This is a genomic window from Pseudomonas iridis (assembly GCF_017980685.1).
Lineage (GTDB): Bacteria > Pseudomonadota > Gammaproteobacteria > Pseudomonadales > Pseudomonadaceae > Aquipseudomonas > Aquipseudomonas iridis.
This window is the reverse complement of the sequence record NZ_JACXXO010000002.1, coordinates 366707-392820: the sequence shown is the minus strand read 5'-3', so window position 1 is coordinate 392820 and position 26114 is coordinate 366707. Positions and strand designations below refer to the sequence as shown.

The following is a 26114-nucleotide window of genomic DNA, read 5'->3' as shown; positions in this document are numbered from 1 at the left end:
TGTGCTGGCTAGCGCGGAGCTGGCAACAGGATGAGCCCACGCGTTTTTTTGCACATTTCTGACAGGGAAAGGCGCGAAAGCGACCACTGGAGAGTGTTGGGCAAGCATGAATTGCCTGCTGGCGACGGTGGAGCCGCGCATGACATTAATGTCGAGTGCGTCACAACCATCGCGAGCAGGCTCGCACCTGAGTCAGGCGATGCCTTCGAGCGGAGCATCAAGGCCCATGGCATTGAGGCGCGAGTAGTAGCCGTTCTGCGCCAACAGCTCATCGTGGGTGCCGCGCTCGACGATCCGGCCCTGATCCATGACAAGAATCAGGTCGGCCTTCTCGATGGTCGACAGACGATGCGCGATCACCAGGGTGGTACGCCCCTTCATCACTTGATCCAGTGCCGCCTGAATATGGCGCTCGGATTCGGTGTCGAGGGCCGAGGTGGCCTCGTCGAGAATCAGCAGTGGTGCATTCTTGAGCAAGGCGCGGGCAATCGCCAGACGCTGACGCTGACCACCAGACAGCAACACGCCGTTCTCGCCTACCTGGGTATCCAGGCCTTCAGGCAACTGCTCAATGAAATCCATAGCGTAGGCATCACGTGCGGCTTTTTCGATATCTTCACGCGGTGCGCCGGCCAGGTCGCCATATGCGATGTTGTTGGCCACGGTGTCGCTGAACAGTGTGACGTGCTGGGTCACCTGAGAGATGTGGCGACGCAGGTTGAGCAGTTTGTACTTCTCGACTTCCACACCGTCGATCAGGATTTCGCCCGTGTCGTGGTGGTAGAAGCGTGGAATCAGGTTGGCCAGCGTCGACTTGCCGCTGCCCGAGCGCCCAACCAGTGCCACCATCTGCCCCGGTTCGGCCGAGAAACTGATGTCATCGAGCACTTGGCGATCGGTGCCGGGGTAGGTGAAGCTCAGGTTACGCACATCGAGACGACCAGTAACGGCATCGCGCTCAACCGTACCGGTATCGACTTCCGGCGCCACATCCAGTTGCTCGAAGATACTTTCGGCGCCGGCGACACCTTTCTGGATGGTCGAGCTGACTTCAGACAACTGACGGATCGGTTTCGGTAACAGGCCGGCCAATGTGATGTAGGCCACCATGTCGCCCGCCGAGGCATCACCACGCAGATACAGTACGAGGAACATCAGCACCGCCATGGCGCTGTAAATCACCAGTTGTAGTAACGGCGTATAGATCGCCCCGGTGCGGGTCATTCGCAGTTGCTTGTCAGTATTGCCCTGACTGGCATTGAAGAAACGCTTCTCTTCGTAAGCTTCGCCGCCGAAGCTGCGCACCACGCGATAACCCTGGATGGTTTCCGACGCCACGTGGGTCACATCGCCCATCGCTGCCTGGATTTTCTTGCTCTGCTTGCGGAATTTTTTGCTTGCGGTACTCACCATAACCGCGATCAACGGCAGAATTGCGACCATCACCAGCGTCAGCTTCCAGTTCATGAACAGCAACGAGGCGAACAGAAAGATCACCGTCATGCCTTCACGGATTACGACCTTGATCGCATCTGTCGCCGCCCCCGTGACCATCGTCACATTGAAGGTGATACGCGAAATCAGATGACCAGAGTTATGCTTGTCGAAGTAGCGGTTCGGCAACACCAACAAGTTATTGAACAGCTGCACGCGCAAATCATGAACCAGGCCGAGAGAAACCTTGGCCAGGAAGTAGTTGCCCAGATAAGATCCCAGCCCCTGCCACGCGGCGATCAGAATGATCAGCAGTGGCACGGCCTGCAACAGTTGCAAGTCACGCAGGTAAGGCACGGATGGGAACAGCACCGCCTCAGGGTTGGATAAACCATCAACAAAGTATTTGAGGATGTAACCGAGCATCGGCTGGGTCGACGCGAAAATCAGAAAACCGACGATGCTTATCAGAAACAGACTGATATACGGCCGGACATAGCCGAGCAGGCGGAAGTAGATTTTCAAGCTCGAGGGGCTTGCGGCAGGACTGGAATCGGTCATATCACGCGAGAGTCGATAAAAAGGACGCTGACTTTAGCACAGCTTGTTCGGGGTTCTGGCAATCGGCTAAAGGCTGTTATTGTTAGCCGGCTTTTTCAGCACCAAATAGCCATCATCGAAATGGCCGATCAACTTCAGGATTGAATCTCACAGCATGCAACTTCGCGGCTTAAGCAGTACTTCTTCCAGTCGAGTCTTCGATTTCATCAGCCTGTGGATTCTTCCGGTCGGCTATTTTCTCCTTTTGTGCGCGCTGTTCTTTTTGCCGGACCGCAGCTTGCTTCACAAGCTGTTTTACGGGCTGTTCAGCATTCCTACGCTGATTGCTTTGTGCCTGCGCCCACGCGAACTGAAAGAATTGCTGCGCGAACCGATCTTCATCGCGTTTCTGGTGTTCGCGGCCTGGGCGTTACTTAGCCTGGCCTGGGGGCCGAGTGGCGAGTCACTCGGCAGCCTGTTCAAGCCGCCCTTGCACATCTTGATGCTCTTCGCTGGCAGCTACCTGCTAGTTCGCTACCGAAATGACATTCTGGCCCCGCTGCTGTTGACCGCCGCGCTGGTCGCATTGGTCGCCACAGCCTGCTTTCTTGTTCAGTTCATCAGCCACTACGAGCCCGGCCAGCGCCTGATCGGCGGTGGCGCGTTCGACAACCCGCTGCTCAGCTCGCACCTGTTCGGCTTTTTCTGCGCCTATTGGCTCAGCCTGAGCATGACTTGCAAGCAGAGCCGATTGCTGTGGTTGAGCGTGCCAGCGATGCTGGTCATGTTTGCAGCGGTCATTGGCACTGGCTCAAGAACCCCTCTGATGGCGCTGACCATGGCGGCAATATGGCTGGGTTTCATCTGCTGGAACCGCCGCTCGCTGATACTCCTGAGCGCACTGGCCCTCAGCGGCGTAGCAGTAATCACGCTGTTCTCGAAAATGCTTCTCGACCGCGGCGATTCGTACCGCTTTGAAATCTGGCAGTTGGTCCTGGAAAAAATCGCCGATCATCCATGGATCGGCCATGGTTATAACGCCAGCTTGGCGATTGATCCGGGGGTGGGTTACAACTTTCGGGAGCCGCACAGCTTTGTATTAGGTGTGATCTATTACGTGGGTATTCTTGGCCTTCTGCCGTGGTTGTTTTTCCACGCCTGGGGGCTGATGAGCAGTTGGCGCCAGCGCGTGCAGCCATTGCTGATCATCGCCTCCACCTGGCTGATGTTTGGCATCGGTGCCGGTTTGACCGAAGGCGGCGGAATAATCTCCCGCCCCAAGGAACACTGGTTCCTGCTATGGATTCCGCTGGCACTGATCGCGGCATTGAGTATCAATCAGCGCGCACGGCGCCTGCTCGCAACGCCGGTGCAAAAGCTGGCGGTGACTGATCTTCAGCGACTGAGCAGCGATGCCCAAGTGATCGAAGAAGACGGCCTCGGCCCCAAGGTGCTGCGTTTGGCCGACGGTAGCTTTCTTAAACTGTTCCGCCGTCGCCGCTGGTACACGTCGGGCAACTTTAACCCTTACTCCGAGCGTTTTGCGGTCAACAGCGAACAGCTGCGCACGATGGGTATTCCTACGCCCAAGGTGCTGGATTTGTATCGCCTTGAGGACGGCAGCAGCGCAGTGCACTATGCGCCGCTGTCGGGGCACACGATGCGACAGGTTCTGCAAAGCATTACTGCGCCGGCAGTCCGTGGGGCGCTGGTCGAGCGCTTCGGTGAATTCATGGGCCAGTTGCATGCGCAAGGCGTGTATTTCCGCTCGCTACACCTGGGCAACGTCCTGGTCATGGAGGACGGCGAGTTCGGACTGATTGACCTGGCAGACCTGCGGATCTATCCCTCGACGCTCAGTATTTCGTTGCGCCAACGCAATCTGCGGCACATGCAACGCTACACCGTCGACAAGCGCTGGCTGTTCGAGGAACACCTCGACGCGTTGCTACAGGGATACGCTGTGACGTCGTCCACCTCCGCTGTGGATAATCTGCGCAGACAGGTGCTGGCCAGCGCGAGACCGACCCAGGCTCATTGATGAGCGTAGCCCGCCGCTCATGGCTTCCTGCTGAGCTCGCTCAGCAGGATCAACAACCTCAGTCTTTCTCCAGCGGCGAAAAGTACAGACGAGCCAATCCCCGCCAGGTCTTTTTGTTCCATGCCTTGAATGGAATCTGCGCCAGCAGTTCCCGCGCCAGTTGACGGTCGCGGTTTGCAACCTTGAGGAACATGGAGCTAAGGAATTTGTAGCGCACGTGGTCGTACAGCGGATGATCACTGAACAACGCGTAAGTGCGCAGAATATTATCGATCATGAAGCGGTGGTTCTTGTACGAATTGGTAGCGTGCTTGCGATAACGTGCCATCAGCACGCTCAAGCCATCAATAAAGTAACCGGCATGGGCCACCTTCAGTTCGATCGCCAGATCCTCAAGACGAATCGTCGGATCAAACCCGCCAACCTTATCCAGCGCTTCACGGCGGATCATCAGGGTCGGCGCCGGCGGGTAAGGCTTGCGCTCCAGCAACATGTCTTCGAAATCCAGACGACGGAACGGCACATCGCGGCGCTGGCGCTTTTCCGGATACAGATTGCCGTCGGCGTCGATCAGCTCGATGTTGCCGGCGCAGATACCGACCTCCGGCTTGCCTTCCAGGTAAGCGACCTGCGTGGCGATACGCTCCGGGAGCATGATGTCGTCAGAGCCGAACGGTACGATCAGGCTGCCCTTGGAACGCGCGATCGCACCGTTTAGCGTGTTGGTCAGACCCTGATTCTGCTGCACACGAAAATCGAACCCGTGCTGCGCCTGCAAGGCGTTGATACGCTCGACGCTGTCATCTTTCGACCCATCGTCGACGACCAGCAGCTCAATGTTTCTGTAGCTCTGATTAATGACACTGAGGATGCTTTCTTCGATGTAAGGGCCGTGGTTATACGACGCAATAATGACCGTGACGATAGGTTGTGTGTCGCTCATTGCTGTTCCAGGCCAGAGTCAATCAGGTTCAAGTATTCCTGACGGAACACTTGGATGTCGTGTTGTTCCTGCAGATAGCGATACGCCTGAGCGCCCTTGGCCTTGAGTTCCTCGTCCGACAGCGCCAGATAAGTGTCCAGTGCTACGACCAAGCCAGAAACATCTGCTGGCGTGACAGCCAAACCACCAGCGCCTTCGATCAATGGCAACATCGCCGGCACGTTCGAAGCAATCACTGGCAAGTGTCCGCTCATGCCTTCCAGCAGCGCCAGACCCAGCCCCTCAGCCAGTGAAGGCATGGTCCAGATATCAAACGCACGCACGTATTGAAGAGCGTTTTCCTTGAAACCCAACAGATGCGCACGACCGCTCAGACCCAGTTGTTCGATCTCGGCCGCCAGCGGCGCCTGTAAACGGCCGGCACCAATGATCGCCAACTGCGTGTCGGGATATTTGTCCTTCAGCGCAGCGAACGCCCGCAACAGATAGGTGTGCCCCTTGACCGAGACCAGGCGCCCCAGAGCGCCGATCAGGCGCACATTCGGCTCGATACCCAGCAGCTCGCGCGCGCGCTCGCGGCTGTGCTGCAAGCCTTCGGCCTGCTCGATATCGATAGCGTTGGTAATGGCCCAGGTGTTGGCATCGGTAAAACCGCAGTTGCAGTCCAGCAGATACTGTTTGACTGCCGGCGATACACCGACAAAGCGCCAGTGCCGGTCGATCAGACGTTGAGTCTGACGCCGTCGGTAAAAGCGGTCGTACTCACCGAAGCCGTGAGAGATGCCAATGCACAACGGCACTTTCAGCCAGCGATTGAGCGTCAACATCATGTTCACCGGTTTGAAGCGGTTGCAAATGACCACGTCGAACTTTTCCCGCCGGCAGAATTTGTACAACTGCCACATCGCCCGCAGGCGCAGCCCTTTGAGGGACTTGTCGGAAAACTCGAAATACACCGAGCGGTCGGCCCGACTGACAGCCTCTCCTGGCCCCGGTTTTCCGCGCAGAAACGCTGCGGTCACCTCATAGCGATCAGCCGGCAAGGCTTTGACGATCTGCTCCGCGAGGTCGGCGAAATCATGGGCTTTGACGTTGTAGTCTGGCTGCAGCTGCAGAACCTTTGACCGTTGACTCATAAATCTCCCCGTGGAAACCCGTTGCATCGATGATCCAGGCCGGATCGGCGGCAATTCGCCTGATCTCAGCCTGATCGGGTTGAGGCAACCGTGACCACTCGTTGCGCTTCCAGCAGACGAAATGGAAATACGGAAACCGGCGATCGCCATCGCGATCGTTACTCAAATTGCCATCGCGCCAAAACCAGCGACGCGGAAAATCATCGGTGCCGTCGTGCCACTTGATGCAGCCACCGGGCGTACTGAATGCCTCGGTGAACTCGCTGCGGCGACGCCACGGATTGAGCTTGCCCACCAGAGTAAAAAGAGGTTCGGGAAAATTCTTGCGCCAGAGAAAGATGCGACTGAATGCGCCCTCGTCCAGCGCGTGGTGCTCCTGATCAGTGAAACGCGACTGCCAATCCTTGATCTGCATGAACAGCTCACGCTTGCGTGCCGTGTTGCGCATCAGACACAAATGCCCCGCCACCCGACGCTCATGAGTCGAGAACAGGTCATAACCGGCCAGTCGATCCGAGGTGAAGTAACTTCGCAGGTCACCGTACACAAGGTCAATATCGCCGAATGCCCAGAAGTCGTAGCCGTGCAATCGATCAGCATGGATGTGACCCAGAGCAGGCTTGATGTCGCATAACTTGTAGGCCGCCCGGGGGGCAAACTCGATCCCCAGACGCTTCGACACCAACTCACAATAATCACCGAACGTCATGGCCTCGACCGTAACGTTGGGCGGCAGATCCGGTGGGGTGCCGCAATCGCTGAACAGCAACCAGTCGATGTCGGCATTGCGCCGACAACTCTCCAGGAAAAACGGCATCCAGAATGGCCATTGGCCAAAATATGGAATCAGAAACAAAATCCGCGGACATGGATTAATCAAAGCAAATCACCAGAATTATCAATTCATGCGCCAATGTTAAGCAGCGAAAGTCTTCAATTTTACTGCTCAGATGTGTCCTGACGCTTCAAAACCCAAAACAATTCCTGTCGTCTTACGGCTTTCCTGAAAAATTCGTTTTCTCCAAAAACTGACGGCTCTCGGCGGGCCAGCAGCCGCTGGAACAATCGCCGAAGCCGCCGTTTGTAAGGTGCTGGGGGTTGTAGATCGTGCATCATGCCCAGCGCCATGGCCTTGTCGCGCTGTTGTTCTATCGACAGCGGCAGACTCCACGGCTGCATGGGCTCGGACGCTTCAAACGCCGGCGGCAATGCAATGCCTTGACCTGTATTGCCCATCGGCCAGCGGTCGTTGTCGTGCAAGTGATTGGCGTAGCCAAGCAAAGTCGGTTGCCATTCAAGCGCGCGCAAGACTTCCAACACTGCTTGCTGGGCGCAGACATGGTCCGGATGCGGATCGAGCGTAGGGTGCGGCAACACGATCACATCCGGCCGCGCACGCGTCAGCACTTCCCGCAGGTCAGCCAACAGATTGTTCCAGGTCGGCGCACCATCGGCATCGCCGGGCAAGGTGAATGGGTTCAGTCGGCGGAACAGCCGGGTGTCAGTCATATCAGCTTCACGCGAGGCCACAGGTTGACTCGGTGCAGCCTGCATCGCTGCCAATTGCAGGCAAAAATAACCAAGCTGCACGCAGTTTTCATGCGGCACGCCGGCCCAGCGGGGTACGGTGAGGCTGTCCCAGGCACGCAATCGGCCCTTGAGCCGCGCCGCCTCAATCTGGTTCAAACCCATTTGTTGATAGTGCTCGGCTTCGATCTCGCCCGCGGTCAGAGTGACGATCCACGTCTCGTCGGCCTGGCTGTACAAACCATATGCCGCGAGTTCGGCATCATCAGCGTGCGGTGCGATGACCATAACCCGCTGGCGACGATAATCAGGTTGTTCCAGCGCCCATAACACAGGCTCGCCTAACACCCGGCAAAAGCGCCCGCGCAGACACAATTGACCTTGGGACAAGGTTTGCGCCTGACCGCTGAGGTTCAGGTAACGCAGACCGTTGACCCCACGCTCGAAGGTTTGCGCGTCAGGATTGGTACCGCCGGCCAATTCGACACGCGGATCGAGGAAGCGCCCCAGCCAAGTACTTTTCACTCGGACAGCGAGGATCAGCGTGGCATCGTCCTCCAGTATCACGGCGTCATCGAGGCGCAATTGCTCGCCGCTCAAGTGCACCTTCGGCTGCGGCGTATACGGCGGAAAACTGTATTGGTAATCGTCTTTTGGCGAATAGAACAGATGATCGGCAAACCACGCTTCGTGGGCAATCCAGCCAACGACCGCCAGCACCAGCGGCAACCACCAGGCCACCACAATGCCCAAGACAATCAACGCAACCAGCGCAATCAACAGACCGGTGCGTTTATTGCGCCGGTGGCGCTTGAGCAGTTGCTGCTTACGGCTCAGGGGCTGACTCATACGGTGAACACTGGCACGGGATTGCACCAGCGATCCTTGTATTCACGGTCGGCGCGACCGAAGGAGAAACGCAGCGGCTTGCTCTGCGCGCGGGCATGCTCCCAAGCGCTTTGCGTGTTGAGAAAACTCAGGACACTGCCGGGGCTGAATTCGCGGGTTTCTGGATCGACCCCGCCATTGATGTACTCGACGCTGATCCACGCTGCAGCTTCAACGCGGTACACCAGTTGAACGGCAATCGGCGCATCGTTGAGGAAAATCACTGAACCGATCAACAGTTCGCGCAACAACTCGAGGACCTCGGCCATACGCGCAGCGCCTGTTGCCGGAAAGCCCCAGCGACGCTCAAACAGATCGCAATAAATCGCCGCCAGTTCGCGGCTGGAAAAATCGCTGACCGGCCGCACTACACCGCCCGCCTCTTCCAACAGACGTAATTCGCGACGCTGGTTGTAGCGAAATTTTTTCGACAGTTCTTCCGGGGTGCGGGCCATGGCCAGTTGCTCGGTCTGCAACTTCAGACCGCTGAAGCGGTGTTCGTTGAGTACCGACAGGTAACGGGCGCGATGGCGCAGAGGCGCCAGAGCATCCGCAGCACCCGGCAGGATCAGTTCTGCGTTGCCGAGGTCGAACAGGCCTTTTTTACCATTGCGCTTTAGCACGTCCTTGGATAACGCCAGATCACGTCCCCAGGTAGGGATCGCGGCCTTGACTTCGCCCTGTTGTTCCCAGGCCAGGTAACGCACCGGGATGCCGGCCAGATTCGCCAGACGCTCGACCACCAGTGGATGGGTCGCAACACTACCGCCAAATCGCTGCCAGGCCTGTGCATACGTTGAGGCGTCAACATGCGACCAGCCACGTTCACGCCAGCCTTGAAATCGGTTGAGCATCAGCCCCTCGGTGCCAGATCGGAAACTTGTGGCAAGTGCCAGAAGACGTCGCGCACCGCCCGGTCGCAGAAACGCTCACGCAAGCGCTCGAGCATCATTTCAGCGCACTGTCGACGTTGATGATCGTCCATCGCCGCCAGATACTGCAGCCCCTGGGCCAGACGTTCGGCATCACCAAGCGGGAACAGAATACCCACGCCTTCGACTACCTCCTCACACCCGCCGCATGCCGTTGCGAGCAACGGTACGCCTGCGGCCATGGCCTCCAGCAGCACCATGCCAAACGGCTCACGATCGGAACTCAAGGCAAATACATCGAAAGCGCGAAAGTAATTGCGCGCGTCCGGCACCTGACCGAGAAACAGCACCCGTTCACCAATGCCCAACTGACGGGCAAGCTCTTTGAGATCCTGCTCCAGACGCCCCATACCGAGGATCACCAGTTGGCTATTGGCCGGCAAACCGGGCAATGCCGCAGCGAAACCGTGTAGCAACGTGGCTTGATCCTTGTCCGGGTGCAGACGGCCGACGTTACCGACGATCCACGCATCCTCTGCTAAACCAAGGGCCTGGCGCGCTTCGCGAGCAGAAACCTGACGGGCCTGCAGTGCAATCACATCGATACGGTTGTACAGGGTCTGAATGCGCTCGGCCGGCCATTTTGGCAGGCACTGGCGTATGTCATCGCGCACAGCATCGGACACACCCACCAGGCTCAGACGCTTGCGGAAAAAATGCGCAAACCATTTGCGCGTGGCGCGTTTGTAATCTCCAAACGCGTGATGCACGCCAATCACCGGCAGCGAAGTGCCGAGCAAAGCGATGTAAATCGGCTTGAAGCGATGGGCGATGCAAAAACTGAAATTGCGCGAAGCGGCGATCTTTCGCAGATCACCCACGGCACCCAGCTTGAGGCCACGAATGGCCTTGGAACTGTATTCCATGAACAACACTTCATCGGAGGCGCAGGCCGCAGCCACCTCGCTATCGGCGACCCCGGTCAGAAAAACCGTAGTTACCCGATAGCCGGTGCCTACAAACAGGCTGGCATATTGCCGCGCGCAGTCCAGGAACGGCCCGTCATAGCCGTGACAGAACTGCAACACATGGCGTTCAGCCGAGCGTGTCATATGCGTTTGCGCCCTCTTTGACCACCAGGATGTCTTCCATGATCAGATACTGTAGATCAGAGCCGAAAAACATGTTCAGCGCGTCAGTCGGCGAGCAGATCATCGGTTCGCCACGACGGTTGAGCGAAGTGTTCAGCGACACGCCGTTGCCAGTCAGGTTTTCCAGCGCTTTCATCATGTCATAGTAGCGCGGATTGTATTCGCGCTTGAGCACCTGGGCGCGAGACGTGCCATCTTCGTGGACAACTTCCGGCACACGGGTTTTCCACTCTTCAGACACTTCGAAGGTGAACGTCATGAACGGCGCCGGGTGATCGATCTTGATCATCTGTGGGGCGACGGTGTCGAGCATCGACGGGCAGAAAGGCCTCCAGCGCTCGCGGAACTTGATCTGGTGATTGATGCGATCAGCCACACCGGCCACGCTTGGGCAGCCAATGATCGAACGACCGCCCAATGCGCGCGGACCGAACTCCATGCGACCCTGGAACCAGGCCACCGGATTGCCCTCGACCATGATTTTGGCGATCTGCTCCGGCATGTTGTCGAGTTTGCGCCAGACAGGCTTGCTCTCGTGCCGGGCACACGCGGCGATCACGTCTTCGTTGCTGTACGACGGGCCGAGGTAGACGTGTTCCATCTTCTCGACCGGAACACCGCGAGCGTGTGACACATAGGCTGCTGCGCCAACCGCGGTGCCGGCATCGCCGGACGCCGGCTGCACGAACAGTTCCTTGATGTCATCGCGGGCGATGATTTTCTGGTTCAGCTTGACGTTCAACGCACAGCCGCCGGCGAAAGCCAGTTTGCCGGTTTCCTTGAGCACGTCGCCCAGGTAGTGGTCGATCATCTGCAACGCCAGTTTTTCGAACAGCGCTTGCATGCTCGCGGCGTAGTGGATGTACGGTTCGTCAGCGATATCGCCTTCGCGTTTCGGGCCCAGCCATTCGATCAGCTTCGGCGAGAAATAGAAGCCCTTGCCCTTCTCTTTGTAGCGACGCAGGCCGATGACGTTGGCGTAGTCGGTGTTGATCACCAGTTCGCCATTTTCGAACGACGCCAGACGCGAGAAATCGTATTTGCTGGCATCACCGTAGGGTGCCATGCCCATGACCTTGAACTCACCGTCGAGCATCTCGAAACCGAGGAACTCGGTGATTGCACCGTACAGGCCGCCGAGGGAGTCCGGGTCGAAGAATTCCTTGATCTTGTGGATCTTGCCGTTTTCGCCGTAACCGAAGAAGGTCGTGGCGTACTCACCCTTGCCGTCGATACCGAGAATCGCGGTTTTCTCTTTGAAACCGGAGCAGTGGTAAGCGCTGGAGGCGTGGGCCAAATGGTGCTCAACCGGTTCGATCTTGATCTTTTTCGGATCAAAACCCAGTTGTTCGAGGCACCAGACAATCTTGTTGCGATAGCGCTTGTAGCGACGGTTACCCATCAGGATTGCATCAAGCGCGCGGTCCGGGGCGTACCAGTAGCGCTTGGCATAGTGCCAGCGGGCCTTGCCGAACAGGCTGATCGGTGCGAAAGGGATTGCGACCACGTCGACGTCGGACGGCTTGATGCCGGCCTGTTCAAGACAGAACTTTGCCGACTCGTAGGGCATGCGGTTCTTTGCATGCTTATCGCGTACGAAGCGCTCTTCTTCAGCCGCCGCCACCAGCTTGCCGTCGATGTACAAGGCTGCTGAAGGATCGTGGCTAAGGGCGCCGGACAGGCCAAGAATCGTCAATGCCACAGGGGTCTAGCCTCTTTAGTCTGCGTGCAGGCGCGATGCGCCTTGTAAATTGATGTGTCCTCGCATAGGGCGACAGACAGCTAAAGGGCGGGATTATAGCGTAAACGTGACGGGAATTACCCTGTGCGAATTGCCCCGGGGTGAATGGTTTGCATATTCCTCGTCCGCTGACTCAATAACCGCCCACGCGTCGAAATTTTCGATACGATCGTGCTGCGTTCTACTGATTTTCGTCCCAGGCTACTGATAGCAATCTCTGAAAATCAGCACCGAGGCCGTTGTGGGCACAGCTCATGGCTTGCGAAAAAACTGCAAGACACTTCAAAGCCCTTATCTCTCACCCGTCTCAGACACCACTCGAAATATCTTTTGGCAATCGCTGATCGATCACTTGATATAACGCACTACTCTCGGGCCAGTTACGCATGAATCGCGCCCGGTCCCGCGCATAGGCTGGGACAAAGCTGCCCGGCGAGCCATGCTGACACATCGAGTCAAGATCGATCAGCGCCCAGCGGTCGTTGTGCCAGAACAGGTTGTGGCCCTTGAAATCGCCATGGCTGATGCGCTCGGCAATCAATCGGGCGAATAACCGATCCAGCGCCTGCAACTCCGATTCCGGCGCTTCGCCACTTTCAACGTACGGCGCAAAGCGCTCGATGATGTCGGGCCCCGGCAGGAACTCGGTGACCAGATAGGCACGGCTGCGCAACCACAGAAAGCGCTTTTCCAGCACCGCCAGAGGCTTGGGCGTGGCAATCCCGAGAAACGCCAGGCGATTGCCTTCACGCCACGAATGCCAGGCACGACTCGGACGCCAGAACCGCTTGAGCCAATGCGCGAAGCCTTTGATGTTGTAGCGCTTGATCACCAATTGGCGCGCCCCCACTTCGACCTTGCCGACGCTTGCCGCGCCGCCGGTCTTGTAGAGATGGCCGCGCTCGAGCAGCGCATCCGCCTGTTCAAGCACCGGAACCATGGCCGCTTCTTCCTCGCGACGAATCGCCTGCAGGCCAAACGCACCACGGCGGACGCTGAACAGGGTGCACTCGCGGCCGACCTTGATCAGGTAATCTTTCAGGCGCCAGCGGCGCACCTTGTCGATCTGCTTCTGCAAGGCTTCCAGCGGCAAAGCGTGCTCGCTGTTGCTCAGCAGGTAATACACCAGCAGCTCTTCGGTGAACGGCTCCAACGCCTTGGGCAACTGGGCGAAAAACACGCCGAGATTTTCCAGGACTTTTTCCCGCGACAACGGCTGACCGGCGGTTTCCACGCAAATGCCGGCACCGTCGATCAAGTACAACTGACCGCCGTGGCGCAGCAGATTGTCCAGGTGCAGGTCTTCCTGCCAAAGCCCTTTGCCGTGCAGCTGGCCAATGGCGGCAAGCGCCTCGGCCAGCACCGCGGTTTGTTCATCCGCCAGCGGCGGCAGCGCCTCGACTTGCGCCCAGGCATCGCCAAGACTTTGCGCGCCTTCCAGGAAGTCGAACAGCAGCCAGCCACCCTCACCGTTTTTCAGGCCATCGGCCAGCAGCAGCGGTGTCGTCAGACCTTGTGCGGCCAACAGGCGCACGCCTTCCAGTTCACGCTGAAAATGGCGAGCAGCCTTGCTGCCGACCAGCAATTTGGCCAATACCGGACGACCACGCCAAACGCCGGCACCGACGTAACGCTGCCCCGGCAACACGCGCAGCAGGCTCAGCAACTGCAAATCCGCAGCACCGGCCGCATCGGCCAGGTTGACTGTCAGCGGCAATTGCGGGGTACGCCCGACAGCGGTCAGCTCGGACAATTGCATCAGCGAGTCTCCTTGTGACTGCGGCGCGCAGTCAGCCGTGCGAGCCAGCTGTCGAGCAGCGAACTGTCCACCGGCTGATCGAGATAGGCCGACAGCAACTCGCGCAGTTGCGCCTCGTTCCACTGCGGTGCGCGGCGCTGCAGCGGCTCCAGATCCTTGATCCGGTCACGCATGCCGAACAACAGCGGCCGGGTTTTCTCCAGGTCGATCAATTGCGCCTGATACCCGTCGCCGCAGACCTGAAGAAAAATGTGCTTGGGATAGAAACAGCCATGCACCTGACGCACGCCGTGCAACTGCCGCGCCAGCAACCCGCAGGCCTTGAGGATGGCCGACTGTTGCCCAGCGCTGAACTGCGACCAGCGCGCAAGCAGCGACTCCAGGTCGCTCCAGCCATCCAGCGCACGCGTCAGCAGAATCGCGCGGACTTCGCCAGCGACTTTGCGCTCACCGAAAAACGCCGCTTGCAGCGCCGGAATACCGAGCTTGCGGTAGCGGCTGATATTACGAAATTCGCGGGCAAAGCTTGGTTCGCCGAACGGCGCATGCAAGGTGCGGGTCAGGTAATTGCTCTGGCGCTTGAGGTAGAAACCCTGACCTTCGAGTTCGAGACGGAACACGCTGCTCCAACCGCCGCGGGCAGTATTGGGCTCGTCCACCGCTTCAAGCTGCTTGGCCCACAGGGCGTCAAAAGTGCCCAGGCCGTGGCGCTCAAGCAGCGCACGGTCTTCATTGGAGAGAAAGTCAGTCATTCGCGTCCCTCGAAAAATCTCACCACGTGCCGAATCCGTTTCTTGTCGGCCGCATTCAGCCGATCGCACTGGCGATATTGCATATAGAAACGCAGGCGCTGGGTATTGGACAGGTGATATTTGGCGAATTTGTCGAGACAGGCCAGATCCTTGGTGATCCGATATTTGAGCCAGAAGCCGCGCCAGAACTCGCCATTGGGGCAATCAATGAGAAATATACGCGCCTGGTCATCGATCAGCAGATTGCGCCATTTCAAATCGTTATGGGTAAAACGGTGATCGTGCATGGTCCGGGTATAACCGGCCAATTGCTGGCTGATACCGTCGACCCAGGCGCGATCCCTCAACTTGGGGTCCTTGCGATCGGCGAGTGCGGCGAGGTCCTCGGTATTGGGCAATTCAAGGGTGATCATTGCGCCACGGTCGTATGCTGCACCACGTCGCTCCAGCCCCCACGCCACCACTTCAGCGGTAGGAATGCCCCATTTGGCGAAGCGCTTGAGGTTCTGCCATTCCATCTTCACTCGCGGCTTGCCGAGGTAACGGCGCAGGCCTTTGCCGGCGCCGACGTAGCGTTTGACGTAATAATTGACGCCGTTGCGCTGCACGCGAATGACCTCGGACAACGGGTCGCGGGTCAGCCGCTCACCCTGAAGGGCGAACACCGCGTCGAGGCTGCCGAAGTCTTCGGCAAGATCGCTGTACGGCGGTTCAAGAGTCCAGCCCGCCATCAGAGCGCATCCCCGTAACGCTGTTTACGTGCGTAGAGTTTGTTGGCCTTGCCTTCCAGCCAGCTCAGTAGCGGCGCTTCTTCAGCCAGAATCTGCCGTAGCGGCTGCTGGAAATAGCCCTTGAGGAATCGCAGCTTGTCGCGACGGGTGAGGCCGATGTCCAGCGCGGAAAAGTACAGCGCGGCCAAGTCCTTGTTGCGCCAGCGCCGGGTGATCGTTGCGCGGGTCTGGGCACGGTGCAGGTCGATCACCGAGAGCTTGAAATCATCCGCCGTCACCGGTTTGTCGGTGTGCAGCAGGAAGTGGCAGATGTAGCAGTCGCGGTGATTGACGCCCGCGCGGTGCATCATGCCGGTCATGCGCGCCACTTCGGCAATCAGCGCGTGCTTGAGTTTCGGCTGCGGTGGCTGCTTGAGCCAGTCGATGCTGAAGTCTTCGAGGCTGATGGTCGGTGCCAGTTCTTCGGTAACGATGAACGAATGCTGGTCGGCCGGGTTGCTGCCCTTTTCGCCATACGCCACGGCAGTCATGGTTGGCACGCCGACTTCCTGCAAGCGCTGGATGGCTTTCCACTCCTGACCCGCGCCGAGTACCGGCAGCTTGGCGGTCAGCAGGTTCTTGAAGATCTCACCCCAGCCGATGCCCCGATGGATCTTCACAAAAAATCCATGGCCGTCGACTTCGGTGCGCAGCGTCCGGCGCGCTTCGAGCTCGCGGTACACCTCGCCCTGCAAGCCCTCGACTTCGGCGAACGGGTCGCGTCCGGCCCAGAGGCTCTTGAACGGTTCAGCCAGCATCAACTTCATTTAAGCGTGCTCCGCCAGAATCACATCCGCCGCGTGTTGCGGCATGCTGTAAAGGTCGGCCGTTTCGGCGAACGCCAGACCATTGCGGCTCCAGGCCGCGCGTGCAGCGTCGTCGCTCAACATATCGGTCAGGTATCGCGTCAGTTGCGCCTGATCGAACGGTTCGTCCAGCACTAGCCCGGCATCCGCCTCGGCAATGTAGTGGGCGTAACCGCACACCGCGCTGACCAGCACAGGCAGGCCTGCGACCAGCGCTTCGAGCAGCACTGTACCGGTATTTTCGTTGTACGCCGGGTGGATCAACAGATCGGCGCCGAGCAGGAACCGTGGAATATCGCTGCGGCCCTTGAGGAACGTCACGTTGTCGCCCAGGCCCAAAGTGGCGCTCTGCATCTGGAACAATTTGGGGTCATCCTGGCCGATTACAAACAGCCGGGTGCGTTTCTTCAATTCGGCGGGCAATGCGGCCAGGGCTTTAAGACTGCGATCGACGCCTTTGGTCTTGAATCCGGAGCCGATCTGCACCAGTAGCAGGTCGTCGTCCTTGAGCTTGAATTCGGCACGGAAACCGGCGCGAATCTCATCGGCATCCGCCGGACGCCGACGATCCTGAGCAATGCCCGGCGGCAGCAAATGGAAACGCTCGAGTGGCGTGTCGTAGTGCTTGATGAACAGCGGCTGCTGCACTTCGGAAATCATCAGCACTTCGGTTTTCGCCTCTTTGGCGAACACCGCGCGCTCGTACTCGGCGAAGTGGCGATAGCGGCCCCAGCGACGGTACAGCGAATTGCGCAGGTTCTGCGCCTTGTCTTCGAAGCAACCGTCGGCGGCGTAATACACATCCAGACCGGGCATTTTGTTGAAACCGATCAGGCGATCAACCGGGCGCTTGGCCAGATCCGCTTCCATCCACGCACTGAGTTTTTCGTTGCGACGGTGATTGAAGAACGCTTTGACCGGCGCCACCAGCACTTCGAAACCGGGCGGCACGTCGCCTTCCCAGATCAGCGTGTAGACGCGAATCTGGTGGCCGCGCTTCTGGCATTCGAGGGCGATGCGCATGAAATCGCGTTGCAAGCCACCGAACGGGAAATATTTGTACAGGACGAATGCCAATTGCATCAGCGCAGCTCCTCAGCCATTAACAACGTGCTCAGTCGGCTGGCGACACGCTCGGGGTTCAGACGCGTGAAGCACAGAGGCTGTTCACGCTTCAGGTCAAACTGACGGGCATCCTGCTCGGTCGGTTGATAAGTGCATTTTTTCTGCAGGCACGGCGCGCACGGAAAATCGCTGGCCATGTGAATCTGCAACTTGCCGTAGGCGCCGGTCAGGCCCGGGTTGGTCGGGCCGAACAGCGAGATGGTCGGCACGTCCAGCGCCGCCGCCAAGTGGCCGAGACCGGTGTCCACCGCCACACAGGCTTGTGCGCCGGCAAGGACTTTGCCGACCCCGGCCAGATTCAGCTTCGGCAGGACTTCGGCGTGTTTGAAACCGGCGGCGATGCGCTCGGCGCGAGCCTTTTCCAGCGGGTTGCCCCATGGCAGTTTCACGCCAACGCCGAGATAACCGACACGCTCGGTCAGCTCCCGCCAGTAAGCTTCCGGCCAATGTTTGGTGTCCCACGTCGTGCCGTGGAGAAATACCACGAAGGCGTTCTTGCGCGGCAGCTCGACCAGACGCTCGACGTTGAGACCATAATCGCCCAGGCCTTTGGGCAGGTCATAACCGAGAGCGATGGCAAACAACTGACGCACGCGCTCAACGGCATGTTGACCACGGGCCACGGCCAGCTTGCGATCATAGAATCGCGCAGCCATCGGCTCACGGGCCGAGCCTTTGTCGAGACCGGCCACCGGTGCTTTGACGTAACGGGTCAGCCAGGCGCTTTTCAACAAGCCCTGCGCGTCGATCACCAAATCGTATTGGTTCGCGCGCACGCTCTGCTTGAAGCGTTTCCACTCGCCGCTGGTGATGGTTTTCCAAAGACTTTTGCGCCAGCGACGGATCGCCACCGGAATCACTTTGTCAACGGCCGGGTGCCAGGTCGGAATCTCGGCGAAGCCTTCTTCCACCACCCAGTCGAACTTGATTCCGGGGATGGCCCGGGCCGCGTCGGTCAGCGCCGGCAACGCATGGATCACGTCGCCCAGCGATGAAGTCTTGATCAGCAATACCCGCAACTTAATGAACCTCGACCACAGAGCCGTGCAATTTCTGCAAGGCATCGTTGACCGCGTCCGGCATCAGCTGGCGCAGGCAGTTGTAATGGCCGAAACGGCAGGTCCGGTCGAAGCACGGGCTGCAATCGAGGCCCAAACGGACGATTTCGACGTGTTCGGCCAGCGGCGGGGTAAAGCCTGGGGAGGTCGAACCATAAACCGCCACCAACGGGCGGTTCAGCGCGGCGGCGACGTGCATCAGGCCGGAGTCATTGGAGACTACCGAGTCGGCGCAGGACAGCAGGTCGATGGCTTCGGCCAGCGAGGTGCCACCGCTGAGATTCACCGCCTCTTCACGCAAGCCGGGAATCAACCGCGCGCGGATGTCTTCGCCGACCGAGTGATCGTTTTTCGAACCGAACAGCCACACCTGCCAGCCTTCACGAATCCGCGCTTCGGCGACTTTGGCGTAATGCTCGGATGGCCAGCGCTTGGATTCGCCGAACTCGGCGCCTGGGCACAGAGCCAACACCGGGCGGTCGAGACTCAAGCCAAACTTGGCCAGCGCCGCTTCGCGGGTGACCGGGTCGATTTGCAAGCTTGGGCGTGGATACGGTTTCGGCAGTTCGAAGTTCGGTTCATAGGCCAGGGCCATGAAACGCTCGATCATCAGCGGATAGCGCTCTTTATCAAGCGTGCGCACGTCGTTGAGCAGGCCATAACGGAACTCGCCGCGCCAGCCGGTGCGTTTCGGGATGCCGGCAAAGAATGGCACCAGCGCCGATTTCAGCGAGTTTGGCAGCAGGATCGCCTGGTCGTACTGGCCGCGCAGGGACTTGCCGATCCGTCGACGGGTCGCCAATTCAAGCGCGCCGTGGCCGAGCGGAAAGCTCAAGGCTTTGCGCACTTCGGGCATGCGCTCAAGGATCGGACGGCTCCACTCGGGGGCCAGCACGTCGATTTCGCATTGCGGGTGGCGTTGCTTGAGACACTGAAACAGTGTCTGCGCCATCACCATGTCACCGACCCAACTGGGCCCAACGATCAGAATATTCATGTGGTTTCCAAAAACGAACCGGGGAGGCCAATGCCTCCCCGCCTCGATAATTCTACAAACACTGTAGATCTACTGTGGGAGCGAGCTTGCTCGCGATGGGGTCGTCACATTCAACATTATTGTCGTCTGATACTCCGCTATCGCTGGCAAGCCAGCTCCCACAGGGTTTTGCATCCGTTCCAACATCCGCGATTCACCGCAGATCACTGTGGGAGCGAGCCTGCTCGCGAAAGGGCCGGCACATCCAGCATCAATGTCGCCTGACACTCCGCTATCGCTGGCAAGCCTGCTCCCACAGGGTTTTGCATCCGTTCCAACATCCGCGATTCACCGCAGATCACTGTGGGAGCGAGCTTGCTCGCGATGGGGTCGTTACATTCAACATTATTGTCGTCTGATACTCCGCTATCGCTGGCAAGCCAGCTCCCACAGGGTTTTGCATCCGTTCCAACATCCGCGACTCACCGCAGATCACTGTGGGAGCGAGCCTGCTCGCGAAAGGGCTGGCACATTCCAACATTGATGTTGACTGACATTCCGCATTCGCGAGCAGGCTCGCTCCCAGCATTTGAATCTTATTGCCTTCATTAGCCCGGATCAGCTTAGCCCCAGCTCACGCCATATTCGCAAAACCTGTCGCCGTTCCTCAGCAAACTGGTCACCTGCAATCACCCCGGCGTCCTTCTGCAAGGCCTGCCGGTGGGCGGCGGAGCGGTAGGCTTTATAGGCCTCACGCAACAGACTGGCATCTTCGGCAGGCATCAGCCCTTCGTGTTCCAGCTCTTCCAGAATGCGAATGTTATCGGTCCAGCGCAGCAATGGCGGGTGGCTTTGCGACCACGCCAGAGCCGCGTATTGCACCATAAATTCAATATCGACGATACCTCCGGCGTCCTGCTTGAGGTCGAACGGCGCCGTGGCCTCGAAGGCGTTCGCCGCGGTGCCGGCTGCGGTGCTCTTGCTGCCGAGGTTATCGCGCATCTTCGCGCGCATCTCGCTGACTTCCTGCTGCAGCTTGGCCAGGTCCCGGGTTTTCCCCAGTACTTGGGCGCGAACCTTCTCGAAGGCCTGCCCGACATCCTGGCTGCCGACCAGCACCCGCGCCCGCACCAGCGCCTGATGCTCCCACGTCCAGGCTTCGTTTTCCTGATAGCGGGCGAACGCACCCAGCGAACTCACCAGCAACCCCGACGCACCGGACGGCCGCAGACGCATATCCACTTCATAGAGCTGGCCGGAGTTGGTCTGCGCCGTCAGCAAGTGGATGATCCGCTGCCCCAGCCGCGTGAAGAATTGCGCGCCATCAATCGGTTTCGGGCCATCGGTTTCTGCCTGTGGATCGCCGTCGTGGATGAACACCAGATCGAGGTCCGAACCATGCCCCAGTTCCAGGCCGCCGACTTTGCCGTAACCGACAATGATGAACCCGGGATCGCACAACGTACCGTCGGTACGCAACGGCGTGCCGTACTTGGCCACGGTCTGGCGCCAGGCCAGCGCCAGCACTTGCGCAAGAATTGCCTCGGCCAGCCAGGTCAGATAGTCGCTGACCTTCATCAGCGGCAAACTGCCGGCGATTTCCGACGCGGCGACGCGCAAGCGGTGCGCCAGTTTGAAATGGCGCAGGGCTTCCATCTGTTGTTCGAGGTCGTCTTCGGGAATCCGCGTCAGACGCTCGCGCAATTCAGCGGCAAGTTCCGGCGCCAATGGCGGTTTGAACAAGCGCCCTTCGTTGAGCAATTCGTCGAGCAACAGCGGAAAGCGAGTGATCTGTTCGGCAATCCACGGACTTGCCGCACACAACGTCAACAAGCGACGCAGTGCACCGGGGTTTTCCGTCAGCAACACCAGGTACGCCGAACGCCGCGCCACTGCTTCAACCAGCGGCAGCACACGCTCCAGCACCAGATCCGGGTTGTCATGCTCAACCGCTTGGGCGATCAGGCGCGGGATGAATAAATCCAGACGTTCGCGCCCCAGACGCTGCATCGCCCGCAGTTGCGGACTGCCGCGCAGCCCGGCCAAGGCCTTCAGTACTTTCGGTGCATCGCTGAAACCGCCCTCCTCCAACTGACGGCAGGCAGCCTCTTCGTCCTGCGCCTCTTCCCACAACGGCAGCCATTCACCGCCAACCACCACTTCGCTTTCGGCGCCCTCTTCCTCATCAGGGTCAGCGATCACCTGCGCGAAGTGCCAGGCCACCCGGCCGCGCCAGAACATCAGTTTTTCGTGGAAGGCTTCCCAGTCGGCAAACCCGAGCATGAAGGCGATACGCGCCTGATCCTGAGCGCCATCCGGCAGCATCTGGGTCTGGCGGTCGGCAATCGCCTGGATCGCGTGCTCGGTGTAACGCAGAAACTCATACCCCTCGCGCAACTCGCTGATCACCGCGGGTGGCAGATAACCCTGCCCTTCCAGCGTGCTCAACACCTTTAATAGAGGACGCTGTTGCAGACTCAGATCGCGCCCGCCGTGGATCAGTTGAAAAGCCTGGGCGATGAACTCGACCTCGCGGATCCCACCCGAACCGAGCTTGATGTTGTCGGCCATGCCCTTGCGCCGGACTTCCTGCTGAATCAGCTGCTTCATGGTGCGCAGCGCTTCGATTGCCGAGAAGTCCAGATAACGCCGGTAAACAAACGGCCGCAGCATGTCGAGCAACTGCGCACCCGCCACTTGATCACCGGCCACCACACGCGCCTTGATCATGGCGTAGCGTTCCCAGTCGCGACCCTGATCCTGGTAATACTGCTCCAGCGCATTGAAGCTCAGCACCAGCGCGCCCGATGAACCATATGGACGCAGACGCATGTCGACACGGAACACGAAGCCGTCGACGGTCATCGGGTCCAGCGCCTTGATCAGGCGCTGGCCCAGTCGGATGAAGAATTCCTGATTATCCAGCGCGCGCTTCACGCCAACGGTTTCGCCGCCCTCGGGGTAGGCGAAGATCAGGTCGATGTCCGAGGACAGGTTCAACTCAACAGCGCCGAGCTTGCCCATGCCAAGAATGACCATCTGCTGTGGCAAACCGCTGCGACGCCCGGTCGGCGTGCCGAACTGCTGACAATGGCGGCTGTACAACCATTGATAGGCTTGATCGATGGAGGCATCGGCCATGTCCGACAGATCACGGCAGGTTTGCACGAGATCGGCCTGACGGGTCAGATCACGCCAGATGATCCGTACCTGATGGCGTGCGCGCTGACGACGCAGGACGTGACCGAGTTCATCTTCGGTCTGCGCGGCCGCCACTGCAGCGGCTATTTGCGCGCACAATTCGCCGGGGGCAAACGGCCGATCGAGCTCACCGGACTGCACCAGCGTCAGTAACATCAAAGGGTCACGAACGCTCTGTTCTATGACGAACTCGCTGGCGCCAGTGACGCGGGCAAATTGCGCCCAGCGTTCGGATGTCCAGTTCGAGAAGCCATGATCGTCTTCAAGCGCGGCGACGGCCGTACGGAACGACTGCTCGGATCGAGTGACCAACGGCAGGAGAATGGCGGGCAGTTCGGCAAGCACGGGCAGGGTCATGGTCTATCCTTGATCGGCGTGTAAATGGCCGCTTGTAGTGAACGGTGAAAACCCGCTACCTGAAGGACTGTCGAACAAAAGTTAGAAATAGCTGTAATTTCTTTTTCTTTGGCAGCCAGCATCAAACTTTCACCTTTTTCGGATGGCAATCGACCAACCTTAACGATTATTCTCACAACGTAGTCGGAGGCCACAAGCCTTTCATCTGTAGTTTTACTACTCGTCTATACATTCGAAAGGCTGAAATGCCGGAAGATTTGTAGTAAAACTACACGCCGCCGGAACAACCTGTCGGCAATCCAAGAATTTTAAATCGTCTGCCCACAAGGCCAGTCGCAAACTCAGGCAACCGATTCTGGAAGCCTTTCCGCCCTGGAGCAAGCCATGCAAGACCTCGATCCCGTCGAAACCCAGGAATGGCTGGACGCCCTGGAATCGGTTCTCGACAAAGAAGGCGAAGACCGTGCTCACTATCTGATGACCCGTATGGGCGAACTCGCGACCCGCAGCGGCTCGCAGCTCCCTTACGCCATCACCACGCCTTACCGCAACACCATCCCCGTTACCCACGAAGCACGCATGCCTGGCGACCTGTTCATGGAACGCCGCATTCGCTCGTTGGTACGCTGGAACGCGATGGCCATGGTAATGCGTACGAACCTGAAAGATTCTGACCTGGGTGGTCACATCTCCAGCTTCGCTTCCAGTGCGACCCTGTATGACATCGGCTTCAACTACTTCTTCCAGGCCCCGACCGACGAACACGGCGGCGACCTGATCTACTTCCAGGGCCACACCTCGCCAGGCGTTTACGCCCGTGCATTCATGGAAGGCCGCATCACCGAAGACCAGATGAACAACTTCCGCCAGGAAGTAGACGGTCAGGGCCTGTCGTCCTACCCGCACCCTTGGCTGATGCCTGACTTCTGGCAGTTCCCGACTGTATCGATGGGTCTGGGTCCGATCCAGGCGATCTACCAGGCACGTTTCATGAAGTACCTGGAAGCTCGTGGCTTCATCCCGGAAGGCAAGCAAAAAGTCTGGTGCTTCCTGGGCGACGGCGAGTGCGACGAACCGGAATCCCTGGGCGCCATCTCGCTGGCTGGCCGCGAGAAGCTCGACAACCTGATCTTCGTCATCAACTGCAACCTGCAGCGCCTCGACGGCCCGGTTCGCGGTAACGGCAAGATCATCCAGGAACTCGAAGGCGTGTTCCGCGGTGCTCAGTGGAACGTGACCAAAGTCATCTGGGGCCGTTTCTGGGACCCACTGCTGGCCAAAGACGTCGACGGCATCCTGCAACGTCGTATGGATGAAGTCATCGACGGCGAGTACCAGAACTACAAAGCCAAAGACGGCGCGTTCGTGCGTGAACACTTCTTCAACACGCCAGAACTCAAGGCGATGGTTGCCGATCTGTCCGACGACGAGATCTGGAAACTCAACCGTGGCGGCCACGACCCGTACAAGGTCTACGCGGCGTACCACGAAGCGGTCAACCACAAAGAACAGCCAACCGTCATCCTGGCCAAGACCATCAAGGGTTATGGCACCGGTGCCGGCGAAGCGAAAAACACTGCGCACAACACCAAGAAAGTCGATGTCGACAGCCTGAAGTTGTTCCGCGATCGCTTCGACATCCCGGTCAAGGACGAAGAGCTGGAGAACCTGCCGTTCTTCAAGCCAGAGCCAAACAGCGCCGAAGCCCGCTACCTGAGCGAGCGCCGCACTGCACTGGGCGGTTTCGTGCCTCAGCGCCGCGCCAAGTCCTTCGACATTCCTACACCGCCACTCGATACCCTCAAGGCTATCCTCGACGGCTCGGGCGACCGTGAAATCTCCACCACCATGGCTTTCGTGCGGATCCTCGCGCAACTGGTCAAGGACAAGGAAATCGGCTCGCGTATCGTGCCGATCATCCCGGACGAAGCCCGTACCTTCGGTATGGAAGGCATGTTCCGTCAGTTGGGCATCTACTCGTCCGTCGGCCAGCTCTACGAGCCAGTCGATAAAGACCAGGTGATGTTCTACAAGGAAGACAAAAAGGGCCAGATCCTCGAAGAAGGCATCAACGAAGCGGGCGCCATGAGCTCCTTCATCGCTGCCGGTACTTCGTACTCCAGCCACAACCAGCCAATGCTGCCGTTCTACATTTTCTACTCGATGTTCGGCTTCCAGCGTATTGGCGACCTGGCCTGGGCAGCAGGCGACAGCCGTACCCGTGGCTTCCTGATCGGCGGCACCGCGGGCCGGACCACCCTGAACGGTGAAGGCCTGCAACACGAAGACGGTCACAGCCACATCCTGGCTGCCACCATCCCGAACTGCCGCACCTTTGATCCAACCTACGGCTACGAGCTGGCGGTGATCATTCAGGACGGCATGAAGAAGATGACCGAAGAGCAGCAGGACGTTTTCTACTACATCACCGTGATGAACGAGTCCTACCAGCAACCCGCCATGCCGGCCGGTGCAGAGGAAGGCATCATCAAGGGCATGTACCTGCTCGAAGAAGACACCCGCGAAGCAGCACACCACGTACAGCTGATGGGCTCCGGCACCATCCTGCGCGAAGTGCGTGAAGCGGCGAAGATCCTGCGTGAACAGTTCAACGTCGGCGCCGACGTGTGGAGCGTCACCAGCTTCAACGAACTGCGTCGCGACGGCCTGGCCGTAGAGCGCAGCAACCGTCTCAAGCCTGGCCAGAAGCCTCAGAAGAGCTACGTTGAAGAGTGCCTGAGCGGCCGTAAAGGTCCGGTCATTGCCTCTACCGACTACATGAAGCTGTTCGCCGAGCAGATCCGTCAGTGGGTACCGTCCAAGGAATTCAAAGTCCTGGGCACCGACGGTTTCGGCCGCAGCGACAGCCGCAAGAAACTGCGTCATTTCTTCGAAGTCGACCGTCATTTCGTGGTGTTGGCAGCCCTGGAAGCACTGGCTGACCGTGGTGATATCGAACCCAAGGTTGTGGCTGAAGCCATCACCAAGTTCGGCATCGACCCGGAAAAACGCAACCCACTGGACTGCTGAGGAGACA

Annotated in this window: 19 protein-coding genes; 2 read left to right on the top strand and 17 right to left on the bottom strand. The window is 58.9% G+C overall.

All coding sequences use genetic code 11. From position 1 onward, the window contains the following. Positions 1-192 precede the first annotated feature (192 nt). Positions 193-1995, bottom strand: a complete 1803-nt coding sequence (gene msbA, locus IEQ42_RS06675; protein ID WP_210702976.1) for a lipid A export permease/ATP-binding protein MsbA — start codon at positions 1993-1995, stop codon at positions 193-195. Positions 1996-2149: 154 nt separating this feature from the next. Between msbA and IEQ42_RS06670 the strand changes: the two genes are divergently transcribed. Then, complete coding sequence (locus tag IEQ42_RS06670) at positions 2150-4015, top strand: bifunctional O-antigen ligase/aminoglycoside phosphotransferase family protein (protein ID WP_210702975.1); 1866 nt, start codon at positions 2150-2152, stop codon at positions 4013-4015. A 58-nt stretch (positions 4016-4073) separates the two neighbouring features. Here the strand turns inward: IEQ42_RS06670 and IEQ42_RS06665 are convergent, their stop codons facing one another. The 16 genes from IEQ42_RS06665 to IEQ42_RS06590 form a co-directional block, all read right to left on the bottom strand. Then, the gene (locus tag IEQ42_RS06665) at positions 4074-4958 is read right to left on the bottom strand and encodes a glycosyltransferase (protein ID WP_210702974.1); all 885 of its coding nucleotides are present in this window, start codon (positions 4956-4958) and stop codon (positions 4074-4076) included. Next, positions 4955-6094 carry a glycosyltransferase gene (locus tag IEQ42_RS06660; protein WP_210702973.1) on the bottom strand — a complete coding sequence of 380 codons (1140 nt, stop codon included), beginning with the start codon at positions 6092-6094 and terminating at the stop codon, positions 4955-4957. Before IEQ42_RS06660 ends, IEQ42_RS06665 begins: the two co-directional genes overlap by 4 nt. Further along, positions 6036-6974 (bottom strand): DUF6625 family protein, encoded by a 939-nt coding sequence (locus IEQ42_RS06655; protein WP_210702972.1) that lies wholly within the window; start codon positions 6972-6974, stop codon positions 6036-6038. Before IEQ42_RS06655 ends, IEQ42_RS06660 begins: the two co-directional genes overlap by 59 nt. 59 nt (positions 6975-7033) lie before the next feature. Further along, positions 7034-8458, bottom strand: coding sequence for a PIG-L family deacetylase (locus IEQ42_RS06650; protein ID WP_210703098.1), 1425 nt, complete (start codon positions 8456-8458; stop codon positions 7034-7036). Positions 8459-8466: 8 nt separating this feature from the next. After that, entirely contained in the window at positions 8467-9363 is an 897-nt protein-coding gene (locus tag IEQ42_RS06645) for a GNAT family N-acetyltransferase (RefSeq protein WP_210702971.1), read from the bottom strand. Continuing rightward, complete coding sequence (locus IEQ42_RS06640; protein WP_210702970.1) at positions 9363-10493, bottom strand: glycosyltransferase; 1131 nt, start codon at positions 10491-10493, stop codon at positions 9363-9365. The genes IEQ42_RS06645 and IEQ42_RS06640 overlap by 1 nt, the downstream gene beginning before the upstream one ends. After that, positions 10477-12234 (bottom strand): carbamoyltransferase family protein, encoded by a 1758-nt coding sequence (locus IEQ42_RS06635; protein WP_210702969.1) that lies wholly within the window; start codon positions 12232-12234, stop codon positions 10477-10479. The genes IEQ42_RS06640 and IEQ42_RS06635 overlap by 17 nt, the downstream gene beginning before the upstream one ends. Positions 12235-12580: 346 nt before the next feature. Beyond that, positions 12581-14032 (bottom strand): lipopolysaccharide kinase InaA family protein, encoded by a 1452-nt coding sequence (locus IEQ42_RS06630; protein ID WP_210702968.1) that lies wholly within the window; start codon positions 14030-14032, stop codon positions 12581-12583. Next, positions 14032-14784 carry a lipopolysaccharide kinase InaA family protein gene (locus IEQ42_RS06625; RefSeq protein WP_210702967.1) on the bottom strand — a complete coding sequence of 251 codons (753 nt, stop codon included), beginning with the start codon at positions 14782-14784 and terminating at the stop codon, positions 14032-14034. The genes IEQ42_RS06630 and IEQ42_RS06625 overlap by 1 nt, the downstream gene beginning before the upstream one ends. After that, on the bottom strand, positions 14781-15515 hold the full coding sequence (locus IEQ42_RS06620) for a lipopolysaccharide kinase InaA family protein (RefSeq protein ID WP_210702966.1): 735 nt from the start codon (positions 15513-15515) through the stop codon (positions 14781-14783). The genes IEQ42_RS06625 and IEQ42_RS06620 overlap by 4 nt, the downstream gene beginning before the upstream one ends. Then, positions 15515-16321 (bottom strand): lipopolysaccharide core heptose(I) kinase RfaP, encoded by an 807-nt coding sequence (rfaP, locus tag IEQ42_RS06615; protein ID WP_210702965.1) that lies wholly within the window; start codon positions 16319-16321, stop codon positions 15515-15517. Before rfaP ends, IEQ42_RS06620 begins: the two co-directional genes overlap by 1 nt. Continuing rightward, a complete protein-coding gene (locus IEQ42_RS06610; protein WP_210702964.1) occupies positions 16322-17443 on the bottom strand; it encodes a glycosyltransferase family 4 protein in 1122 nt (373 codons plus the stop codon). Beyond that, complete coding sequence (gene waaC / locus IEQ42_RS06605; RefSeq protein WP_210624116.1) at positions 17443-18504, bottom strand: lipopolysaccharide heptosyltransferase I; 1062 nt, start codon at positions 18502-18504, stop codon at positions 17443-17445. The genes IEQ42_RS06610 and waaC overlap by 1 nt, the downstream gene beginning before the upstream one ends. A gap of 1 nt (position 18505) precedes the next feature. Continuing rightward, positions 18506-19540, bottom strand: a complete 1035-nt coding sequence (waaF, locus tag IEQ42_RS06600; protein WP_210702963.1) for a lipopolysaccharide heptosyltransferase II — start codon at positions 19538-19540, stop codon at positions 18506-18508. 597 nt (positions 19541-20137) lie between these two features. Continuing rightward, positions 20138-23077: a bifunctional [glutamate--ammonia ligase]-adenylyl-L-tyrosine phosphorylase/[glutamate--ammonia-ligase] adenylyltransferase gene (glnE, locus tag IEQ42_RS06595; RefSeq protein WP_210702962.1), complete on the bottom strand. Its 2940-nt coding sequence runs from the start codon at positions 23075-23077 to the stop codon at positions 20138-20140. Then, positions 23074-23271 carry a hypothetical protein gene (locus tag IEQ42_RS06590; RefSeq protein WP_210702961.1) on the bottom strand — a complete coding sequence of 66 codons (198 nt, stop codon included), beginning with the start codon at positions 23269-23271 and terminating at the stop codon, positions 23074-23076. Before IEQ42_RS06590 ends, glnE begins: the two co-directional genes overlap by 4 nt. A gap of 190 nt (positions 23272-23461) precedes the next feature. Between IEQ42_RS06590 and aceE the strand changes: the two genes are divergently transcribed. Then, on the top strand, positions 23462-26107 hold the full coding sequence (gene aceE, locus IEQ42_RS06585; protein WP_210702960.1) for a pyruvate dehydrogenase (acetyl-transferring), homodimeric type: 2646 nt from the start codon (positions 23462-23464) through the stop codon (positions 26105-26107). Positions 26108-26114 lie beyond the last annotated feature (7 nt).

Excerpts from the sequence above, each read along its gene's own strand:
- msbA (WP_210702976.1), bottom strand. The coding sequence starts at position 1,995 with ATGACCGATTCCAGTCCTGCCGCAAGCCCCTCGAGCTTGAAAATCTAC.
- IEQ42_RS06670 (WP_210702975.1), top strand. The coding sequence starts at position 2,150 with ATGCAACTTCGCGGCTTAAGCAGTACTTCTTCCAGTCGAGTCTTCGAT.
- IEQ42_RS06665 (WP_210702974.1), bottom strand. The coding sequence starts at position 4,958 with ATGAGCGACACACAACCTATCGTCACGGTCATTATTGCGTCGTATAAC.
- IEQ42_RS06660 (WP_210702973.1), bottom strand. The coding sequence starts at position 6,094 with ATGAGTCAACGGTCAAAGGTTCTGCAGCTGCAGCCAGACTACAACGTC.
- IEQ42_RS06645 (WP_210702971.1), bottom strand. The coding sequence starts at position 9,363 with ATGCTCAACCGATTTCAAGGCTGGCGTGAACGTGGCTGGTCGCATGTT.
- IEQ42_RS06640 (WP_210702970.1), bottom strand. The coding sequence starts at position 10,493 with ATGACACGCTCGGCTGAACGCCATGTGTTGCAGTTCTGTCACGGCTAT.
- IEQ42_RS06630 (WP_210702968.1), bottom strand. The coding sequence starts at position 14,032 with ATGCAATTGTCCGAGCTGACCGCTGTCGGGCGTACCCCGCAATTGCCG.
- IEQ42_RS06625 (WP_210702967.1), bottom strand. The coding sequence starts at position 14,784 with ATGACTGACTTTCTCTCCAATGAAGACCGTGCGCTGCTTGAGCGCCAC.
- IEQ42_RS06620 (WP_210702966.1), bottom strand. The coding sequence starts at position 15,515 with ATGGCGGGCTGGACTCTTGAACCGCCGTACAGCGATCTTGCCGAAGAC.
- rfaP (WP_210702965.1), bottom strand. The coding sequence starts at position 16,321 with ATGAAGTTGATGCTGGCTGAACCGTTCAAGAGCCTCTGGGCCGGACGC.
- IEQ42_RS06610 (WP_210702964.1), bottom strand. The coding sequence starts at position 17,443 with ATGCAATTGGCATTCGTCCTGTACAAATATTTCCCGTTCGGTGGCTTG.
- waaF (WP_210702963.1), bottom strand. The coding sequence starts at position 19,540 with ATGAATATTCTGATCGTTGGGCCCAGTTGGGTCGGTGACATGGTGATG.
- glnE (WP_210702962.1), bottom strand. The coding sequence starts at position 23,077 with ATGACCCTGCCCGTGCTTGCCGAACTGCCCGCCATTCTCCTGCCGTTG.
- aceE (WP_210702960.1), top strand. The coding sequence starts at position 23,462 with ATGCAAGACCTCGATCCCGTCGAAACCCAGGAATGGCTGGACGCCCTG.